Below are 18,680 nucleotides of genomic sequence, written 5' to 3'. Positions count from 1 at the left end.
GGCAGTTTTCATATTAAAAAATAGTAAGCATGAATCAACTATTTGAGATATTGCCATGCGCATTTTGGCCGAAATTTTCGGGACGCTTAAAATGGCTTGAAAGCATGCCAAGAATATTGAACTATGACCTGGTTCTGATCTTACCTGTAACAATCAGGTAAGTGGTATAAAGATAGAAGCGAAAGAGAAGAGACCTTTCAAAAGCAGCGGTTCACGCGGCTGATTTGAAAAATACATTGAATTTTAATTACTCAAGACTGCGTTTGCCGGCCAACTGCCTGTTATATGCAAATGCTGGTGAAGGAATCAAAAAATGTCTATAGCTGAAGCACAAAATGTGCTGAAAATCGAGGAGCAGGGGCTTGCCGCGGTAAGGGAACGGATCGGTTCCGAGTTTATTGAGGCGGTGGAGAAGATTCTCGCCTGCAAGACCAGGCTTGTTATCACCGGAATTGGAAAGTCTGGCCTCATCGGTCAGAAGATTTCAGCTACGCTGAACAGTACAGGCACGCCATCGTTTTTTCTGCACCCGGTAGAGGCATTGCATGGCGATCTCGGCATGGTTATGAAATCGGATGTGGTTATCGCGATCTCGTACTCGGGTGAAACTGCGGAGCTTAATGGTCTGCTCAATTCATTGAAACAGAGAGGCAACACTATTATTGCCATGACGGGTGGTGCCACCTCGACCCTGGCCAGTTATGCCGATATCGTTTTGAATATTCGAGTCCCGAAAGAGGCGTGTCCACTGGGATTGGCGCCAACAGCCAGCACCACCGCAACCCTGGCCCTGGGTGATGCCCTGTCTGTTGTGCTGTTGAACAGAAGAAACTTTCAGGCTGAGGATTTTCGTTTCAACCATCCAGGCGGTAGTCTCGGTCAACGACTTAAAGTCAAAGTTGAAGAGGTGATGCTTAAGGGGGACGAGATGCCGGTCATTTCTGAGACTGAGCTAGCGTCTGCCGCAATTGCTATTTTAAATGCCAAGAATATTGGTGCAGTATTGGTGGTGGGTGCTGACAACCTGGTGGGAGGAATAGTAACAGACGGTGATGTTCGCAGGCTGCTTGCAGAAGCAGCAGATCTTACCGGCAAGACTGCTGGTGATATTATGACAAGAAATCCTTTATCGATAACCGGTGAGGCAATGGCAGCTGATGCTCTGTCTATCATGCAGCAGCATGAGATTACTGTGTTGCCTGTGCAGGGAGAAGAGGAAAAACTGGTGGGTATCCTTCACCTCCACGATTTGCTTGGTAAAGGTGAATTTCGCTTCCTCGTCTGATCGAAATAAACGCAAAGTCAGCATTTGCAGAGGGGCATCCGGTTTACGTCAGAACCGGATGCCCCTTTTTATTGCGAACTATCGGCGTTTGCAAACTCCCATTTGTCCTGGTCAAGGTCATATGAGTAGTACATTACGAGCTTGAGTGGACGTCCTCGCCCGCTTTCCGTGCATTCAAGCTTAAAAAGATAATGGCTGGGGTCGAGCTCTTTGACGAACTCGGCCGATGGCGAGGAAATGGTGTCTTTACTGGCTGCAACGTAATTTCTGGTTACAAAGGAATAATAATTTTCCACCAGGTATGTCGTGCAGTAATCAAGGAGGGCCTTTCTTTTCAACTCTTGAGATGTGTCCCGGGCATCGGTGAGAATCTCAGAAAACTCAGCCTCATCAGCGTAAGCGCTACCGGTGATACTTGCCATGACTACAGCAAGTTTGTCCAGAGCCTCATTGAATTTACCTTCTCCTCTCAGTGTTTCCACCGCTTGACGGTCTCGTATTATGGTGGATTGCAGGATGATCCGCTCAAGCTTTTCAACTGAATGTTGATAATCTCCCTGATTGAGCAGCTGGTAGCTGCTTTTTAGAATTGCAATGGCCTGTTGGTAGTGGCTGATGGCATCGTCCCATCTGCCATCGGCAAAGAGACTATTTCCGGCGTCAATGTTTGAGTAAAGTTCAGCTCGAGTTATGTTCTTTCTGATATCGGTGAGTTCTGGCGGTTCAGTCTCTGAGAGGAGTTTGCCTGTTTCGGCCGCTTTGGCGAAAAGCGACATTGCACCTGGCCAGTCAGATTGTGAAAAGAGGGTATCTGCCTGCTTCTTCAGCGAAGAAAATTGATATTTGGCGAGTATGACTTCAACCCTTGAACGCAAGGGAGCAGCGCTTGCAGCAGGCAGCGAGCTGAGTTCATCACTTAAAGAGTTAAGTGCGGCCAGATCAACAGAATCATTCCCTTGAAGAAAAGCATTTTCTATCGCCTCCAGCTTGGCAATAAAAGCTGCATGAGCGGCTTGTCGGGAAAGCCGGGTCAGTTCTTCATCAGGTAGTACCTTCAGGTCATCATCAAGTTCGATGGCTCTTCTAAGGTTGGTCTCGGCAGCAAGCCAATCGGATTCACTGAACGCGGTTTCGCCGGAGGCCAGTACCTGGATGAGTTCCTGACGTTGCGAGACTGTAGCTTTGAGAACGTATTCTCCCTCGAACAGTACCTTACCCTTGAGTCCCTGTTGTAAGGTCTGCGAGTTAAGTGCCGAATGTATCTGTTGCTGTAAAGCGGCAACCTCAGCCTGATGAAATAGTATTATGGAATCGCTTGCTTTTCTGGAGTCCAGGCAGGCATTCTGTGCTGTACGGAACTGTTGATTCTTTACGGCGGTAGTGCATTGCTGCAAAAAAGATCGACTTTGTTCGAGCTTGCTTGAGCCGTTTATGGCAAGAAAGCCTAACCCGGAACCGGCTATTACGACCAGCCCGGCTAGGGAGTAGACGAGAGGTCTGCTAAACTTCGGCACGGCCAGTTTACCCTTTCGGCCTTTCTTGTGCTCTAGCACTGAAGCTTGTTTGGTAACTGGGGGGGCGTTTTTTTTGCGAGTGGGGGTACTCTCTACCTTTTGAGCCACAGGCGCATCGACAGCAAAATCTGTCTGCAGGTCACTGAAATCGTCTGGCTCGGTGGTTTCATTTTCTAAAAGATGCTCAATCTTACTGATCTTCTCCAGGATATTGGGAAAGTCTGCAACGTGTTTTTCGACCGCCTGGAAACATTCAAGGGCTTTTGACGGTTCATCCTGTTGCTGTAATTGCAAAGCCTGCTGATGAAGAGCAGAACCCTTCTCCATTGCTGTAGAGGCAATTTTTCGAAGTTGTCTGATCTCTTTGGAGTCTGCGGTGTCGGGTAGCGCTGACAGTTCAGCGTCCAGTTCCTGAAAATGTCTCTTTGATGCCAAAAGGTTAAATCGTTGGAGATCAATGTCGCTGAGAATATATGGCCGTGGCGCCATATCTTTTGGTACAGATTGCTCAACAGGAACGGATTGGGAAATGTTGCTTTGGTCTGGTGGATTGTATTCGAGGGTTTCCTCCTCGAAGGTGAAATCATCGGCGAAATCAGAATCCTGAACTACATCGAACTCCTGTTTTGTTTTTTCAAGTTCCAGGGGTGGCGGCTGCTTTAAATCCCCAGCATACTCTTTTGCAAAAGGCAATTGGGATTGATTGGCAAGGAACCAGTCAGCGGCAGCGGGGTTAAAGGGATTCTGTGTGGAATATCTTTCCCCACCAATCATCATTTTGAGGTGGCGGATCAACTCAACCAGCGAAGGCGTGTTGCTCCAGAAATCCCCAAGACAGACAGCGGAGTTATCGAAGTCTGGGTGAAATATAGAGCTTTTCGGCTTGCAACTTGGTGGGAAGTGTGGGAAACCAAACGGTATTGACATGCTGACCACATGTTCAGATGTGATCTCTATGTTACCTTGTTCATCCTTCGTGGTACAAGGAATATGAAAGGTAATCTCATACTCGTTTGGTGGATCACCTGCAACAGGAGTTATGGTTATATCGGAGTCCTGTTGAAATTCGTTCTCGATTTCAGAGAACAGCTTACCAAGCGTCTGATTGTCTACAGTCATCACAAATAAATAATATAGTTAAGAAAAAAATCATAATTTCCGCTTACTATATCAATTTCACCCTGCGAACTCCATGATAAAAAGGTTATGATGTGATTTGTTGTGCAGAGAATTGAAAGGTTGATTTCAGGTGGTCGGTCAATCAACGGTGAATCATGTATAATATTCAGCAAAAAACACTTACACGGAATTCCTGAAGCTGTTGTGGTCATTGCTCTGATAGCTTCGTCGTAAAATTTATGAAATCCCTCAAAGCCTATTTTGAAATAGCAGAAGATATAAATTGCCCCCTGTATGCTCAGGGTGAATTCATGCAACTCAGTGACAAAACCTTCACTTGCCCAGTTGGCAAGGAGGTGTGTCTCATCCTGGTCAGGGATATGACCCAGCTCTTATTCACCTTGCTGAACGAGGCTGGAAAAGGACGTAAAGAAATATCTCCTAAACTACATAGCTGTAGCGGTTGCACCGGGCTGATTAAATTCAGGCAGGCCGAGGAACCGGTACAGGGGATACCAGAGGGAAAAGAAAATATCGATAGCCGTGTTGAGACAGTCATGCAGGAGATTCACGGTACAACCGTTGAGAGTCAATTCCTGCATTCCATCCCGCCTGAAAAACTCCATCAGGTGCTGAAATCCTTCAAGGAAGTTGTTGTTCCGGGTAATACCGTGCTGGTAGAGCAGGGCGACAAAAACTCCAATCTCTATCTCGTGGTAACTGGAGAGTTTGCGGTGGAAACGAGGGGGGAGCAGATAGCAACCCTTGTTGCCGGTGATATTTTCGGCGAGATGAGCTATTTGAGTCCCGGCACGGCAATTGCCACCGTGAGGTCACTGGATGATGCACAGGTCCTTACTGTACCCATAGAGGATTTTTGCGAAATGCTCGAATCTGAATCCTCCGTACAGAGTTATATGGCCCGCCTCTTGGCGAATAGACTACAACAGATCAACCAGGCTCGTGCTCGTGATTTCGAATCGTGCATGACCGGGAAACTCGACGAAGTCCTCCCTGCTGAATTATTCCAGGTGTTTCACATGCACCAGAAAACAGGCGTGCTGTCGATGAATCTTGATAGTGGGGAGGCGCGGGTTTTATTCCGGGAAGGTTGTATTATCAACGCCACGTATGGCGACAAAGAAAGCCAGGAAGCGATTTTTGCAATTCTGGCCGAAAGGAGTGGCTACTATCGCTTCATTACAGGATTGTCAGCCAAAGAGATGCGCGCCGCCGAAATTGGCGATTTCATGGCACTGCTCATGGAAGGTATTAAAAGAGTCGACGAAGAGGGCAAGGGCTGAGCAGTCCGGTCAGTTCAGCTCCTTGCATCCCCAGAGTATGAAATCAGGTCTTTTTAGTCGGCAAAAACAGGCAGCTTCAGAATTTCCGTAAAGCTTTCCACGTGGTAGTCCGCGTCTAATTCATCGTTTTTAAAAGCGATCAGTCGCATCCCGCAATTCTTTGCAGTTTCTTCATCCACTGTAGAATCCCCAATGTAAATGGCCTCGTCAATCATACAGTCAAAATGTTTAATGATTTCGAGTAATGGATCTGCAGCCGGTTTAGGTCTTGGCGAGTTGTCAGCGGTCATCACCTTACCGAAATAGTGCTCAAGCTTAAATTCCTTTAAGAGGGGCATCATGGTATCAGACCTGTTTGTGGCAATAGCCAGATTATAGTTGTCACGGGTCTTTTCCAGGAAGTTGAGTAGATCAGGTTCCATATCCATGTGTTTCAGGAAAGGCAGATAACTGTTAGCCCTGCGGTATTCGTGCACCTGCTCGATGGACTGTTGCGGATAATTGCGGAAAATGTGTTTAACCGAGTCGTAGACACTATGGATATGCACATAGTGCAGTTCATCCTCGTTCATCTCAGAGAATCCGAAGTGGGTGAGGAGAGAGTTATAGTAGTGGCGGTTTGAGTTCTGTGAGTCGAACATCACGCCATCGCAGTCAAAAATAATAGTTTTCAGCATGGGTACAGCGTCGGGAACGGGAATCTAAGATTGAAAATACAGATCTTTCAGCCAGTCGATGGCAAAAAGCAATAACTCTTCATCATTATCTAAAACAGAAGAAGGTACTTCGCCAATATTTAGTGTACCGGCGTGAACCTGGGCCCTGAATACGTCAATATTGTACAGAGCCAGGGTGTAAAGCCTGAGTTGCTCATCATTAGGCATAAACAGGCCCTGCCTGATTTTATCGTGCTGGATCAGGGTGGCGATGGCGTCATTGAACCGATTATAAGAGACCAGATCCTGATCCTGTGAGTACTTCTCAGGAGTCTGTTCCACAGATTCAGCAAACCCTTTACAATGAGACTCTTTCATCAGCACAAAATGTTGATGAAGTTCACCGCTTCGAGTCCGAACGGCTGCTCTGCCGAGCGGGTATGCCCGGCAGGCCCCAGGGCGGTGCGAATAGATCGCACAGCCCTTTTCCTTGTCAACGAAGGCACAACTTGCCTGCCCATCATCTATCATGGTCAGGTAATATTTGGGGAACATGTCTTGCTCCCCGCGCTCCTCAATGATGTACTGGTCGTGTAACTGCTGGGAGGTTAAACCGGTACCCCGGCGCATTCGCAGTACGTCATATGGTGTCAGTGCAAGCTCAAGCATTTTGCAGCAGTCGGTGAAGCATGGCACACCAGGGTGGCAGGCAAAGTTGAAAGGCTCGTCTGACTTGAGGCGGTAAACCGCCTCAGGGAATTGTGGTCGTGACATGTTGACGTATCTCCTGTGATTACTGTTCGCGTTTCCAAAGTGTCAGCAGCGGACTCGCGATAAAAATCGAGGAATAGGTACCGACAAGTACACCTGTAAGCAGTGCGAACGAGAAGTCATGGATTACGGAACCGCCAAGTACGAACAGGGCCGCCAATACCATAGCCGAAGTAAGCGAAGTAACGATTGTTCTACTGATTACCTCATTAACGCTCATGTTGATAATGGGGATAAGCTTATCCTCACTGGCCTTCTTCAGGTTCTCACGTATGCGGTCGAAGACAACAACGGAGTCGTTGAGTGAATAACCAGCGATAGTGAGTAAGGCTGTTACGATAAGCAGCGTGATTTCCACATTCAACAGGTAACAAATTGCAAGCACCACCAGCACGTCATGGGCTGTAGCTGCCGCTGCGGCCAGACCAAAACGGATGTCAAAGCGCATTGCCAGGTAGAAGATAACACCGACAAGGGAAATCAGGATAGCCTGGATAGCCTTATTACGTAGCGCAGCAGAGACGGAAGAGCCGATTTCAGACTGGCTTTCGAGGACAAAGCCTTTATCTGCAAGGTTCTCATGCAAGATGACGTCAACACTTTCAGCGAGATTGGCGACGGTTGCTTCATCCTGCTTTATTTTGACGATCAGACGGTTCTCGTTTTCAACCTCCTGCAGGTTAAAACCTTCGAGGTTACTGCCGTCAAAAGCTGAACGAACTTCACTCATTGTGAAGTTCTGGCTTGCCTGATACTGGAGCAGGGAGCCACCGGAGAAGTCAACGCCAAGGTTGGCAGTGCCACGAGCGATCTGCATGAATGCGAAAAGGCCAATACAAACCATTATGCCGGAGCCGACATAGGTGAATTTGCGTAGGCTCATGAAGTCGAGGTTCGGCTTCTTGGTGAACTGCATGAAGCGCAGTTTCTTCATTGGCTTGCCAGAATTGAAGGTGTCAAAGAGCAGGCGGGAGAAGAACAGAGCGGTGAAAAGGTTGAAAATAATACCCAGAGAGAGGGTAACGGCAAAACCTTTAATCGGGCCGGTGCCGAAGAGAAACAGTGCAGTTGCGGTAATAAGTGTGGTGACCTGGGAGTCGACAATGGTCCAGAATGCTTTGCCGAAACCGGAGTCGACACTCGAGCGCACCGATTTTCCTAGCGCATACTCTTCCCGCATTCGTTCAAAAATAAGTACATTCGCGTCAACGGCCATACCGATGGAGAGGACGATACCGGCGATACCAGGAAGGGTAAGTGTGGCATTCAAAATGGCCAGACCGGTGAAGAGAAGCAATATGTTCAGGGTCAGGGCGAAGTTGGCAATAATACCGGAGAGCCTGTAGTAGATGAACATAAAGGTCAAGACGAGTATCGCCCCGAAAACACCGGAACTCAGGCCCCTTTGGATGGAGTCCTGACCAAGTGTTGCGCCAACGGTCATGTTCTGGATAATGTCAACAGGAGCCGGCAGGGCGCCAACTCTGAGCACGATTGCCAGATCTGATGCCTCTTCGTGACTGAAGCTGCCGGAGATCTGTGCCGAGCCACCAAGAATTTTCTCACGAATAACAGGCGCTGAGCGCACAACGTTATCAAGGACAATGGCCATCCGCTTGTTGACGTTCTGCTCGGTGATGTGACCGAAGAGTTTGCCGCCGCGACTGGTAAGATCAAGGCTGACGTACGGCTCATTGAAGGTGCCGCCTATGCGTACCTGGGCGTCTTTAACCATGTCGCCGGTCATTAACACCTGATTCTCAAGCAGAATAGGTACGGAGACTTCCTGCTTGGTGTTGGGGTCGATGGATTTTTCAAAGTGAATAGAAGTGTTCTCGGGCAAAATGGAACTGAGTGCACGATTCAGCTTGCCGATTTCTTCACCGTCTTGCCACTGTCCGGATTGAACAGCCTGATTCACCAGCTCACGGAGATTGAGTCCGCTTGAATCTGCAACCATCTGGAATTCGAGCTGAGCGGTGTCGCCAAGGAGTTTCATGGCGCGTTCCGGATCACGTATGCCTGGAAGCTGAATAACAATCTCATCGGCACCCTGACGGAGAATAACAGGCTCGGCCACACCAAACTGGTCAATCCTGTTTCTGATGATCTCAAGAGACTGATCAACAGCGTGGGTTTTGATGTAGGAAATTCGCTCATCTTTCAAACTGAGAAAAATGCGGGGAAAGGTTCCTTCCTTTGATTCGAGACGGGCGTCAATGTCAGGGAAGTCATCGGTGATGAGGGCCTGAACCTGTTTTACCGCTCCCGTATTGGGCAGGGTAAAGATAACCGTTGCAGGGTCATTGGACGGTGTGCGTACAGCACTGATTGATTCTTCTGCCAGGGTATCCTTGATATCGTTGGCTGAAAATTCGAGGGCGTTTTCCTGGGCTTTGTCAAGATTGACCTTTAAGATCAGGTGCATACCTCCTTGAAGGTCAAGGCCAAGCCTGAGCCCTTCAGGGGCAAGATATTGCTTCCACCAGTTTGGGGTGGAAGAATAGAATGAGGGGACAATCGTGACTACGGAGAGTACGACCAACATGGCCATGAGACCAAGTTTCAGCTTTAGTGATGTGTTCATTGATAGCCCTAAAGAAAGTATCTGTAATAGGTTATGATCTATTCAAGCGGTAAACCACTATCATTGTATGGTTTCAAATGCAGCGATTATAACGTGATGACTGATTCTTGCAAGGTTATGCGTCGAATTATTCACGTAATGATGCATGAACAGGCCGATGATTTATGCTGGGTCCAGCCAAATTCATGGGGCCGGTGCGAATAAATCTGCATCAAACTTTCATGCTGTCAGACGTTGATGTACTGAAAAAGCAACATAAGTATACGGGCTTTGGAAGATGAAAGAAAGAGAGGATACATCCCGTTTTCACGTCCTTTCGTGTAGTGGTAAAGTAATAATCGTACTGTGCCGGAAATGGAAATTCAACACTGCCATTTAGAAGTGTTCGTCGGCCTGCCTGCAGGCTGGGCCAGCGAGTTAACCGGTTCCGTTGACATCAATAACTATCGAAAAGATTGTTGGTAATATCATGGTCGTTTCAGGTTATCGATTTTTTTTCGGAGGTACAGATGGATGCTCTACTCCCTGATTATGTCCAATGGCTTATGGATAAAGAGAATTATCCACACCAGGTGGAGTCAGTTGAACTAATTCAGACACATATCTCCTACATTGTTCTGGCCGGGGCGTATGTGTATAAATTTAAAAAGCCCGTTGATTTTGGTTTTCTGGATTTTACATCATTGGAGAAACGAAAATATTTCTGTAATGAAGAGCTGCGCTTGAACAGACGATTATGCCCCAATGTTTATCTGCGTACTGTAGAACTCGGCAAATGTTGCGATGACTTCTGCTGGGGAGAAGGCGATGAGCCGATCGAATATGCGGTTCAAATGAGACGTCTGAAGGAAGACAGAATGATGGGTCGGCTCATAGCGCGAGGGCAGCTTCAGAAGGCTGATATCGTACGAATAGCCGATGTCCTTATACCTTTTTATGAACGTGCCGGTCGCTCCGACCGGGTGAAACAATTTGGAGATGTCAGAGTTGTAAGCAGGACTATCCAGGAAAATTTCATGGAGACCCGCCAGTTTGTGGGCGGTGTCGCACTGCCAGAGAATCGCTTTAAAAAAATACAACGTATTGCTCTGCGGTTCCTGGGAAAAGAGCAGATTTTTGCGCAGAGGGTACGGCTCAATAAAATTTGCGAGTGTCATGGGGATCTGCATTCAGGCAATATATGCCTGGAGCAGGAGGTGGCGATATTTGACTGTATTGAGTTCAACGAGAGACTCAGGTGTACAGATATTGCAGCAGACCTGGCTTTTATGGCTATGGATCTCGATTATCATAGCTTGCACGATTACTCTGATCTCTTCATCAATAGTTATCTGGAGAGGTCTGAAGATGAAAAACTTATGGACGTGCTGGCTTTTTATATGTGCTACCGGGCGTATGTCCGTGGAAAAATAGGGTTACTGACTTCAGCTGATAGCCATGTGTCAGCCGAGACCAGAAAGAATGCTGAAGAATCTGCAAAGAAGTACTTCATGTTGGCTGAGGAGTATGGAGAGCAAATTGAGTGTAGATAACGTACAAAGGTTACTGATTTTTTTTGGCCTAACTGGTTCAGGCAAAAGTTACCTGGCAAGCCGGTGGGCCGAAAAGAATGGTTTTGCCTATTTTAATTCAGATGTCATACGAAAACAGCTTGTGGGGATAGTGCCTACCCAACAGTGCAGGGATGGTATTAACAGCGGCTTTTATCACCCTGAATACAGCAAAAAAACCTATGAAGAGATGTTGAATTGTGCGCTCGGAGCACTGGAGGATGGGCATCCAATTGCGATCCTGGATGCTTCCTTTCATTTGCAAAATCAGCGACAGCGCGTTATTGATACCTTCAGCAGAGATTATCAGGTACTGTTTATCTATTGTTTTTGTAGTGAAAATGTTACGCTACAGCGTCTGAAGAAGCGTCTTGCAGAGCCTGACGCGGTGTCGGATGGTCGTCTGGAGGTCTACCTCGACCAGTTGAAAAAATTCGAATATCCAGTTGAGATACCGAATGAACTGCTGCTTGAGCTTGATACCGACGCGTCAGTTGAGCACCTTATAGCCCGTCTTGAGGATTTTGTCACTTCTGCACCTTCCGCCGACAGGAAGGATGCCTCGCCTAATCAATAACTACCGAAGGGACCGCACGTGTATACTCAGATTTATATTTTACGTTTTCCAAAAGATACCAGTGACAAACCGTTTATTTATCAGCTGGTCAAAGAGTATGATCTCGAATTCAACATACTGAAGGCCGATATCCTGTTGCAGCGTGAAGGGGTGATGATCCTCGAACTGACAGGGAGCAGTAAAACCAGTGTCGATGCAGGGCTGTCTTTTCTGGGTGGACTTGGGGTGCAGACCGAGCGGCTGGCTACCAGAATTCGCAGAGACGATGAGCAGTGCTTTCAGTGTGGAGCTTGCACAGGTATTTGTCCCGTTGGGGCCCTTTACCTGAAGCGGCCTGAAATGGAAGTGATCTTTGATGCGGAAAAATGCACCGGTTGCAGCCTGTGCGTTCCTATCTGCCCTGTACGTGCCATGGAAGTCTCACTGGATAAAGACTGGATGCTACCGCCAGCAGAGAAGGTGTAATCTGGTGTACATCCAGTGTGCCCCGGGGAAAAAATGCCCGGGACCACAGTGCACCTAGTATGATCTTCTTCTGTATTTTGCAAAATGACAGCTGGTCCCTCGAGATATCAGCGCCGCCATTGCTGGCTGCCGTGGTTTGCTGGCAGGGTCTTTGAGGCACGACACTGCCTGAGCTGATAAATTCAGGCGGTATAGCGGGCAGAGGCAAGGAGATGTCTGTAGCCAGTCCGCAGAGAATACAAAAAAAGCCCGGTGGATATTTGAAATCCAGCCGGGCTTTTTACGTGAAGAGACTACCGGGACAAGAGGTTTATTTGAAGAGTTTCCAGTCCGGCAGTGACAGGCTTGGTAGATAATGCAGTATCCCCCGTTCTGGTGGTTCGCCGGCCTCAAGTTGGGCGAGCAACTCCTGGGCGTCGCCTGAGATTGTCGAGTCAGGATACATTGCCAAAAGATAACCGAGTCTCTTTTTGGCCTGTTCATATTCTTCTGTGCGCACGTAGAAATCGACTACGAAAAATTCATGGTTCGCCAGGAACTCTCTGGCGGAGGCCACTCGTCCCTTTGCTTCGGCACTATATGGCGAATCAGGGTATGCTCGCAGCAATTGATTAAATGCCTTGATAGACTCGACTGCACCGCTGGTATCACGGTCAATACGGTCGATACGCATGTAATGAGTCATGCCTTTCTGGAACATCACGTAAGGAATTGCCTCATTTGTGGGGTGCCTTTCCTCAAACTCCTTGTAAAGTACCAGGGCTTCCATGTACCTGCCCATCTGATAGTTACAATCGGCTGCCTTCAACTCAGCAAGGGTCGCCTCGGGGCTGAACGGGTAGCGGTCTAGAATTTCCTCAAAATACTCTATCGCTGTGAAGTATTTCCCGACGTTATAGTCTTCCATACCCTTGGTTGCGAGGGTCTTGGATGGTACTTGAAGATCGAGGTCGGCATCAGAGGTGAAATCAAAATAATCAGAAACCTTACTGCATCCACTAAGAACGAGTATGCTGGCGAGAAATACCCCTGCCAGACTTGAAGCTGCAATTTTCCGGAACTGCTGAGTAGAGAAGTTCATGCAATCATGTCTGTTATTTTTCTTTTAATCTGTTCAGGTATGCCTCGGCGGCAAGCATTGCGACAGCCCCTTCACCTGCTGCGTTGACAACCTGACGAACGTTTTTGCTGATGATGTCACCTGCGGCCATAACTCCGGGAATAGCAGTACGGCATTCGCTATCGACGGGAATAAAACCCCACTGATCTGCATTCAGCAACTCCAGTGGCAGACAACTGTTGTTTGGCGTAATACCGATAAGAACAAAGATACCCTCTGCCTCCAGAGTGGAGGTGTTGCCATCGTTGTCTAACAGTTTGATTTCCTTTACGCCGTTATCTCCTTCGATGGAGCTTACCTGGCTGTTCCAGACAAACTCGATTTTATCGTTGGCGTACGCATGTTCCTGAATGATTTTGGTAGCTCTGAGCTCATCGCGACGATGGATGATACTTACTTTGCTGGCAAAACGTGTCAGGTAACATGCTTCTTCAACGGCAGTGTCTCCACCACCTACAACGACGACGGGCACGTTTCTGTAAAAAGGTGCGTCACACGTGCCGCAATAAGATACTCCCTTGCCGCGAAATTCGTTCTCACCGGGTACATTCAAGGTGTTGGGACGAGCTCCGGTGCAGAGTATCAAGGCATCGCATCGCACGGTAGAGCCGTCACCCATGTGCAGGATTTTACTATCAGGGTTACTCAGGTCAACTCGCTCGACTTCACCGTGCTGTATATTAACTTCAAACCGCTGTGCATGCTTGAGCATGTTGTCGGCAAGTTCAAAGCCGGATAGCCCTTCGGGGTAACCGGGGTAATTATCTACCCAGTCAGTGTTCAGGACCTGACCACCAGGAGCGCCTTTTTCAATAACCACATGGTCCAGGCGGGCGCGGGCAGCATACAGACCGGCAGAAAGACCAGCCGGACCTCCGCCAAGGATTACCAATTCGTAGTGCTCTTTAATCATGATTTTTATGTGTCGTACTGCTGAAAGAAAAACGCTGCCGACCGGCGGAGCTCATGCAATCGCGATTGGCAGCGTGTATGGTGAACGCTGTTACAGGGCTTTGTTGATGAGGTCTACCAGCTGGGCCTTGCCAACGGCGCCGGTGATCTGGTCTACAACTTCACCGCTCTTGAACAGGATCAGTGTAGGGATAGCACGAATACCATACTTACCTGGGGTGACGGGATTATCGTCTACATTCATTTTAGCGATGTTGACTTTGCCTGTAAATTCATCGGCGAGATCCTCGATGACGGGCCCGATAGCTTTACAGGGACCACACCAGGGGGCCCAGAAATCAACCAGGGTTGGCTGATCAGAGCCGATCAGCGTATCAAACTCAGCATCGTTAACTTGCTGGACTTTATCGTTTGCCATTATGTGCTCCTTTCCTTTAGATGTTATCAGAAGGTCATGTATGTCTATGCTGTTGAATTCTCGAAGTTCATGAATTCCGGGCTCAGTTTACCTTTTGGCCGGAAAGCTGACAAGGAAAATGTTGGACAGCACCTTTAACCTTACTGGTGGCTAATTTGCCTACCTATTTTGTGTATGAAACAGGAAAAATCAAGTATCAGGATGTTTGACATTAAAATGATCTCCGTGCTATATATTCAGGTTATTGTGTCCGCTGCCTGATACTGATTTTCGGCGTCTTTTCAACAGTTGGAATCAATACTATGTGAATGAAGCTCTCACCAGGGAGTTTTTTTAAATACTATCAATGAGGATGTGACTCTATGAAAACTGAAACTTCCCAGCGTCTCTTTCAGGAAGCGCAAAAATATATTCCGGGTGGCGTGAACAGCCCGGTAAGAGCGTGTCGTTCTGTAGGCTGTAATCCGGTGTTTATCGAACGTGCTCAGGGCACCTATGTCTATGATGTCGATGGCAATGAATACCTGGATTTTGTTGGGTCCTGGGGTCCTATGATCCTGGGCCACGCCAACCCTCTGATTTTGAAAGCTGTCAATGAGGCCGCTGCCTCGGGCACCAGTTTCGGCGCGTCCACACCCTCTGAGATCGAACTTGCATCGATGGTAGTTGAGGCGGTGCCTTCAATTGAGAAAGTGCGGTTTGTGAACTCTGGCACCGAGGCAACCATGAGTGCGGTTCGCCTGGCGCGGGGCTACACCGGTAAAAAGGTGGTCGTTAAATTTGACGGTTGTTACCACGGTCATGCCGACTCTTTTCTGGTGAAGGCGGGCTCAGGTGTTTTGACCCTCGGTATTCCCGGTAGCCCTGGAGTTCCTGATGATATCGTCAAAAACACCATTTCTATTCCGTATAATAATCTGGAAATACTTGAAAAGACATTGCGTGACGCATCGCTGGACATTGCCTGCGTTATCCTGGAACCGGTCGCAGGCAACATGGGCTGTGTGCCGCCAGCTGATGGGTTCCTCGCTAAACTGCGTGAGCTGACCAGCGAGATGGGTATTGTTCTCATATTCGACGAAGTTATCACCGGCTTCAGACTCGCCTATGGTGGGGCTCAGGAGTATTTCGGAGTTCAGCCTGATCTCACTTGCCTCGGTAAAATTATTGGCGGTGGTCTGCCAGTCGGCGCGTATGGTGGTAAAGCTGATATCATGAATTGCATTGCCCCGGATGGACCGGTATATCAGGCTGGAACGCTCTCTGGTAACCCATTGGCGATGGCGGCAGGTATTGCAACCCTGAAGCAGCTGCAGGAGTCTGATTTCTATACGAAGCTCAATGGAAAGGCGTCTGCTTATGCAGAGCAGCTCAATGCTGCGGCAGAGCGTGCAGGTGTACCGGTTACCCTGAACAGGGTCGGTTCACTGATGACCGGCTTTTTTACTGAAAGCGCAGTCTTTGATTTTGATAGCGCCATGACGGCCGATACTGATCGCTATGCTCAACACTTCAGGCAGATGCTTGGTAGCGGATTTAACATTGCTCCATCTCAGTTTGAGGTGGCATTTGTTTCAGCAGCTCATACCGAAAAAGAGCTGCTGAAAGCAGCAGAAATGACTGAATGGTCATTCAAAAAATTGCTCGAAAAATGAAAAATGCGTTGACTTTGGCAGGGAGGCATGATACCAAAACCTTCTAGTAATGTAACCGATTTATCCTCTCGGGATTTAGGAGGAAAATGATGTCGGGAATGAGAAAAGAGCTGGTTCAGTTGATGGCTCACTACGGCCATGTTGGTTTTACTTTTGTTGCCTCCATCTTCATCGGGTTGGGAGGTGGCATTTATCTGGACCAGAAAGTCTTTGATGGGAGGACCGCTCCATGGTTCACGTTTATCGGTCTGGCATTCGGTATTGCTGCAGGGTTTAAGACCTTGCTAGATGTTTTGTGGAAAAATCAACCGAAAGATAAAGACGATAAGACGGACGATTGAGGATAACGTGACCAGAGGTATTATTTCCCTGCAGAAGATGCAGGTTGTGAGCTGGGTCTACCTGACGGTTTTGACCTTGGGGGCATGGGGGTTGTTTTCCTGGGCCTTGGCCTGGTCGGTGCTCGTCGGTGGATTGATAGCGATTCTGAGCTTTTGGGTTTCTCAGCGTGATTTGACACAGTTTCTTGAGACGCTCCCGGTGGGTGAAGAGCTGACCGAGGGGCAGGCCAAATCACAATTCAAGAAAAGCGGGTTTTTGCTCAGATTCTGGATTCGCATTGTAATTATAGGTGTTGTTGTCCTGCTCCTGGTTCGGTTCAGTTCAATAAACGCCTTTGGGCTTATTATGGGGTTGTCAACAGTAGTGTTTGCGGTCGCACTCACAGCAGTGGAGATTGTTAGACACTATTACTTCAGTGGGAGGAGGTAAAAGAAGTTATGGAACATCCGATACTATTTATTTCAATTATCCTTGAGAAGCTCGGCTTGCCGGTTCCTCATGGCTTTGTCGGCCACGGGATATTGGAGCAACTGTGTGCACCGTATATGACCTACACCTGGTTGGTCATGGCATTTCTTTTTCTTGTTTCCAAGCTGACCTTGGGAAATCTTGAAATGATTCCTGGTGCAGGGCAGAACTTCTGGGAAATCGTAATTGGTGGCCTTGATGATTTCTTTGTCGAAAACATGGGCAGAGAGATGGCTGACAAGTTCTTTCCGATGATTGCCACCTTTGCACTGTACATCGCAGTTGCGAACCTGATTGGTTTGATTCCAGGCTTTATGTCACCGACTTCCAGCATCAACACCACTCTCGCTCTGACACTGATCGTATGGTTTACCCATCACATCATTGGCTTTAAGGAGCATGGTGCAGGATACATCAAGCACTTTCTTGGTCCTATGCCGGTGCTCATTCCGCTGATGTTGCCAATCGAACTTATCAGTAACTTTGCTCGTATTCTCTCTCTCTCAATTCGTCTCTTCGGTAACATCATGGCGAAAGAGACCCTGCTCGGTATCCTGTTTACCCTGGCGGGAATGTTCTTCGCACCACTGCCGATCATGGTTCTTGGTGTTCTGGTATCCCTGGTGCAGGCGATGGTCTTTGTACTTCTGACCGTCATCTACTTTGCACAGGCCCAGGAGCATGCACACTGATTTGAGAAAGACTTGTACAATTTAAAGGGCTCACAGTGAGTCTTTGAATATTTTGCAGTAATCGAAGAAGGCCAAACACACAATTTTTAAACACGTAAGGAGAAAGCAATGGAATTAGCTCTCGTATGTATTGGTGCAGCACTTTCAATCGGTCTTGCAGGACTTGGAGCAGGTATTGGTATCGGTTCTATCGGTCAGGGCGCATGTATGGGTCTTGCTCGTAACCCAGAAGTACAGCCGAAGCTCATGGTATTCATGATTCTTGGTATCGCTCTTGCTGAGTCCATCGCGATTTACGGACTGGTTATCTCCCTGATCCTTCTTTATGCTAACCCGCTGCTCGGATAAGCAAAAAGATTGTTTCGATCTTACTTAAGATCGAAGTGAAAGGGCCGCAGAGAAATCTGCGGCCCTTTTTGCGTTTGGTGAAGGCGTATATATGATTACTTTTTCTCCCATCAGTTGCTAGTCGTATACCACTATGAAAGAACAAATTATTATCCACCCTGCTAAGGGGAAAAAGGAAAAAACGGTTCCTGAGACCGGGCTACTGGTTGCAACAGCTGGTGAAGCACGATTGGCCCAAAAGCTGTTGATGAATAACGGCGGTAGACAGCAAAACATATATATATCAAAGCTTGCTGTCTCCGCTGAGGCTGATCTATTTGCGGCCGGGCCTACTATCGGGGCTCCATTTGCAGTGATGACCATGGAGAAACTTATTGCGCTTGGTGCCAGGAAAATTATTCTTTTCGGCTGGTGTGGCGCAGTCACTGAAGAATATTCCGTTGGGGATGTGGTTGTCGGTGGAGTGCCTGTGAGCGGGGAAGGGACAAGTCACCACTACCCACTGGATTCTCCTGCAATGCCGTCCATGCCTTTATGCGATAGCCTTTCTGATTTGTTGGAGGGGGCAGGGATTCAGCACTCACGTGCGAATATCTGGTCAACGGATGCTCCATACAGGGAAGAGCGAAGTTATCTTGCAGAACTCCACAAAAATGCAGATGTTAAATGCGTTGATATGGAGTATTCAGCTTTGTGTGCAGTAGCTCAATTCAGAAATGTAGAATTCAGTGCACTCTTTCTGGTGTCGGACGAACTCTATCGGGATAAATGGCAACCAGGTTACGTAAGGCGGGATTTCCGAGATAAAAGTAGTGAACTCGTGGCATTGTTAACGACTATTGGCAAATAGTCTCTCAGGGACTGCTGTATTATCCAAAATAAGATGGGCAGCTCGTA

Annotated in this window: 18 protein-coding genes; 11 read left to right on the top strand and 7 right to left on the bottom strand. The window is 47.9% G+C overall.

What is annotated here, in order from left to right; all coding sequences use genetic code 11:
- Window positions 1–313: 313 nt before the first annotated feature.
- Window positions 314–1,285 carry a KpsF/GutQ family sugar-phosphate isomerase gene (locus FCL45_RS23900; protein ID WP_136795187.1) on the top strand — a complete coding sequence of 324 codons (972 nt, stop codon included), beginning with the start codon at window positions 314–316 and terminating at the stop codon, window positions 1,283–1,285.
- A gap of 68 nt (window positions 1,286–1,353) precedes the next feature.
- On the opposite strand, the gene FCL45_RS23895 is transcribed toward FCL45_RS23900, so the two are convergent.
- A complete protein-coding gene (locus tag FCL45_RS23895; RefSeq protein ID WP_167495607.1) occupies window positions 1,354–3,726 on the bottom strand; it encodes a hypothetical protein in 2,373 nt (790 codons plus the stop codon).
- A gap of 503 nt (window positions 3,727–4,229) precedes the next feature.
- On the opposite strand from FCL45_RS23895, the gene FCL45_RS23890 reads away from it, so the two are divergent.
- The gene (locus FCL45_RS23890; RefSeq protein ID WP_167495606.1) at window positions 4,230–5,222 is read left to right on the top strand and encodes a DUF4388 domain-containing protein; all 993 of its coding nucleotides are present in this window, start codon (window positions 4,230–4,232) and stop codon (window positions 5,220–5,222) included.
- Window positions 5,223–5,275: 53 nt separating this feature from the next.
- Here FCL45_RS23890 and FCL45_RS23885 read toward each other — a convergent pair whose 3' ends face one another.
- The 3 genes from FCL45_RS23885 to secD are packed head-to-tail and all read right to left on the bottom strand — an operon-like array spanning window position 5,276 to window position 9,236.
- Window positions 5,276–5,899, bottom strand: coding sequence for an HAD family hydrolase (locus FCL45_RS23885; RefSeq protein WP_136795184.1), 624 nt, complete (start codon window positions 5,897–5,899; stop codon window positions 5,276–5,278).
- A gap of 24 nt (window positions 5,900–5,923) precedes the next feature.
- Entirely contained in the window at window positions 5,924–6,652 is a 729-nt protein-coding gene (locus tag FCL45_RS23880) for a YkgJ family cysteine cluster protein (RefSeq protein ID WP_136795183.1), read from the bottom strand.
- 19 nt (window positions 6,653–6,671) lie between these two features.
- Window positions 6,672–9,236, bottom strand: coding sequence for a protein translocase subunit SecD (gene secD, locus FCL45_RS23875; RefSeq protein ID WP_136795182.1), 2,565 nt, complete (start codon window positions 9,234–9,236; stop codon window positions 6,672–6,674).
- A gap of 509 nt (window positions 9,237–9,745) precedes the next feature.
- On the opposite strand from secD, the gene FCL45_RS23870 reads away from it, so the two are divergent.
- From FCL45_RS23870 to FCL45_RS23860, 3 genes are read left to right on the top strand one after another with little or no spacing between them, the layout of a single operon-like run.
- Window positions 9,746–10,768 (top strand): phosphotransferase, encoded by a 1,023-nt coding sequence (locus FCL45_RS23870; protein ID WP_136795181.1) that lies wholly within the window; start codon window positions 9,746–9,748, stop codon window positions 10,766–10,768.
- On the top strand, window positions 10,755–11,363 hold the full coding sequence (locus FCL45_RS23865) for a P-loop nucleotide/nucleoside kinase family protein (RefSeq protein ID WP_167495605.1): 609 nt from the start codon (window positions 10,755–10,757) through the stop codon (window positions 11,361–11,363). The genes FCL45_RS23870 and FCL45_RS23865 overlap by 14 nt, the downstream gene beginning before the upstream one ends.
- Window positions 11,364–11,381: 18 nt before the next feature.
- On the top strand, window positions 11,382–11,828 hold the full coding sequence (locus tag FCL45_RS23860; RefSeq protein ID WP_136795179.1) for an NIL domain-containing protein: 447 nt from the start codon (window positions 11,382–11,384) through the stop codon (window positions 11,826–11,828).
- A gap of 310 nt (window positions 11,829–12,138) precedes the next feature.
- Here FCL45_RS23860 and FCL45_RS23855 read toward each other — a convergent pair whose 3' ends face one another.
- From FCL45_RS23855 to trxA, 3 genes are all read right to left on the bottom strand, one after another.
- The gene (locus FCL45_RS23855) at window positions 12,139–12,909 is read right to left on the bottom strand and encodes an outer membrane protein assembly factor BamD (RefSeq protein WP_136795178.1); all 771 of its coding nucleotides are present in this window, start codon (window positions 12,907–12,909) and stop codon (window positions 12,139–12,141) included.
- Window positions 12,910–12,922: 13 nt separating this feature from the next.
- Window positions 12,923–13,861, bottom strand: coding sequence for a thioredoxin-disulfide reductase (trxB, locus tag FCL45_RS23850; protein ID WP_136795177.1), 939 nt, complete (start codon window positions 13,859–13,861; stop codon window positions 12,923–12,925).
- A gap of 90 nt (window positions 13,862–13,951) precedes the next feature.
- Window positions 13,952–14,278, bottom strand: a complete 327-nt coding sequence (trxA, locus tag FCL45_RS23845) for a thioredoxin (protein WP_136795176.1) — start codon at window positions 14,276–14,278, stop codon at window positions 13,952–13,954.
- A gap of 362 nt (window positions 14,279–14,640) precedes the next feature.
- Between trxA and hemL the strand changes: the two genes are divergently transcribed.
- From hemL to FCL45_RS23815, 6 genes are all read left to right on the top strand, one after another.
- Window positions 14,641–15,933, top strand: coding sequence for a glutamate-1-semialdehyde 2,1-aminomutase (gene hemL / locus FCL45_RS23840; protein WP_136795175.1), 1,293 nt, complete (start codon window positions 14,641–14,643; stop codon window positions 15,931–15,933).
- Between the two features lie 86 nt (window positions 15,934–16,019).
- Window positions 16,020–16,274, top strand: a complete 255-nt coding sequence (locus FCL45_RS23835) for an AtpZ/AtpI family protein (RefSeq protein ID WP_275942946.1) — start codon at window positions 16,020–16,022, stop codon at window positions 16,272–16,274.
- Between the two features lie 7 nt (window positions 16,275–16,281).
- Window positions 16,282–16,704 carry an ATP synthase subunit I gene (locus tag FCL45_RS23830; RefSeq protein WP_167495604.1) on the top strand — a complete coding sequence of 141 codons (423 nt, stop codon included), beginning with the start codon at window positions 16,282–16,284 and terminating at the stop codon, window positions 16,702–16,704.
- Window positions 16,705–16,712: 8 nt separating this feature from the next.
- The gene (gene atpB, locus FCL45_RS23825) at window positions 16,713–17,435 is read left to right on the top strand and encodes a F0F1 ATP synthase subunit A (protein WP_136795173.1); all 723 of its coding nucleotides are present in this window, start codon (window positions 16,713–16,715) and stop codon (window positions 17,433–17,435) included.
- A gap of 108 nt (window positions 17,436–17,543) precedes the next feature.
- Window positions 17,544–17,783, top strand: coding sequence for an ATP synthase F0 subunit C (gene atpE, locus FCL45_RS23820; protein WP_136795172.1), 240 nt, complete (start codon window positions 17,544–17,546; stop codon window positions 17,781–17,783).
- Between the two features lie 133 nt (window positions 17,784–17,916).
- Window positions 17,917–18,633, top strand: coding sequence for a nucleoside phosphorylase (locus FCL45_RS23815; protein ID WP_136795171.1), 717 nt, complete (start codon window positions 17,917–17,919; stop codon window positions 18,631–18,633).
- Window positions 18,634–18,680 lie beyond the last annotated feature (47 nt).

Source organism: Desulfosediminicola ganghwensis, from assembly GCF_005116675.2.
Taxonomy (GTDB): Bacteria; Desulfobacterota; Desulfobulbia; order Desulfobulbales; family Desulfocapsaceae; genus Desulfopila; species Desulfopila ganghwensis.
The sequence above is the reverse complement of the archived record's forward strand: the minus strand, read 5'-3'. Positions and strand labels throughout refer to the sequence as shown.

Excerpts from the sequence above, each read along its gene's own strand:
- FCL45_RS23855 (WP_136795178.1), bottom strand. The coding sequence starts at position 12,909 with ATGAACTTCTCTACTCAGCAGTTCCGGAAAATTGCAGCTTCAAGTCTG.
- FCL45_RS23870 (WP_136795181.1), top strand. The coding sequence starts at position 9,746 with ATGGATGCTCTACTCCCTGATTATGTCCAATGGCTTATGGATAAAGAG.
- FCL45_RS23880 (WP_136795183.1), bottom strand. The coding sequence starts at position 6,652 with ATGTCACGACCACAATTCCCTGAGGCGGTTTACCGCCTCAAGTCAGAC.
- atpE (WP_136795172.1), top strand. The coding sequence starts at position 17,544 with ATGGAATTAGCTCTCGTATGTATTGGTGCAGCACTTTCAATCGGTCTT.
- FCL45_RS23835 (WP_275942946.1), top strand. The coding sequence starts at position 16,020 with ATGATGTCGGGAATGAGAAAAGAGCTGGTTCAGTTGATGGCTCACTAC.
- trxA (WP_136795176.1), bottom strand. The coding sequence starts at position 14,278 with ATGGCAAACGATAAAGTCCAGCAAGTTAACGATGCTGAGTTTGATACG.
- FCL45_RS23885 (WP_136795184.1), bottom strand. The coding sequence starts at position 5,899 with ATGCTGAAAACTATTATTTTTGACTGCGATGGCGTGATGTTCGACTCA.
- secD (WP_136795182.1), bottom strand. The coding sequence starts at position 9,236 with ATGAACACATCACTAAAGCTGAAACTTGGTCTCATGGCCATGTTGGTC.
- FCL45_RS23815 (WP_136795171.1), top strand. The coding sequence starts at position 17,917 with ATGAAAGAACAAATTATTATCCACCCTGCTAAGGGGAAAAAGGAAAAA.
- atpB (WP_136795173.1), top strand. The coding sequence starts at position 16,713 with ATGGAACATCCGATACTATTTATTTCAATTATCCTTGAGAAGCTCGGC.
- FCL45_RS23900 (WP_136795187.1), top strand. The coding sequence starts at position 314 with ATGTCTATAGCTGAAGCACAAAATGTGCTGAAAATCGAGGAGCAGGGG.
- FCL45_RS23890 (WP_167495606.1), top strand. The coding sequence starts at position 4,230 with ATGCAACTCAGTGACAAAACCTTCACTTGCCCAGTTGGCAAGGAGGTG.
- hemL (WP_136795175.1), top strand. The coding sequence starts at position 14,641 with ATGAAAACTGAAACTTCCCAGCGTCTCTTTCAGGAAGCGCAAAAATAT.
- trxB (WP_136795177.1), bottom strand. The coding sequence starts at position 13,861 with ATGATTAAAGAGCACTACGAATTGGTAATCCTTGGCGGAGGTCCGGCT.
- FCL45_RS23895 (WP_167495607.1), bottom strand. The coding sequence starts at position 3,726 with ATGTCAATACCGTTTGGTTTCCCACACTTCCCACCAAGTTGCAAGCCG.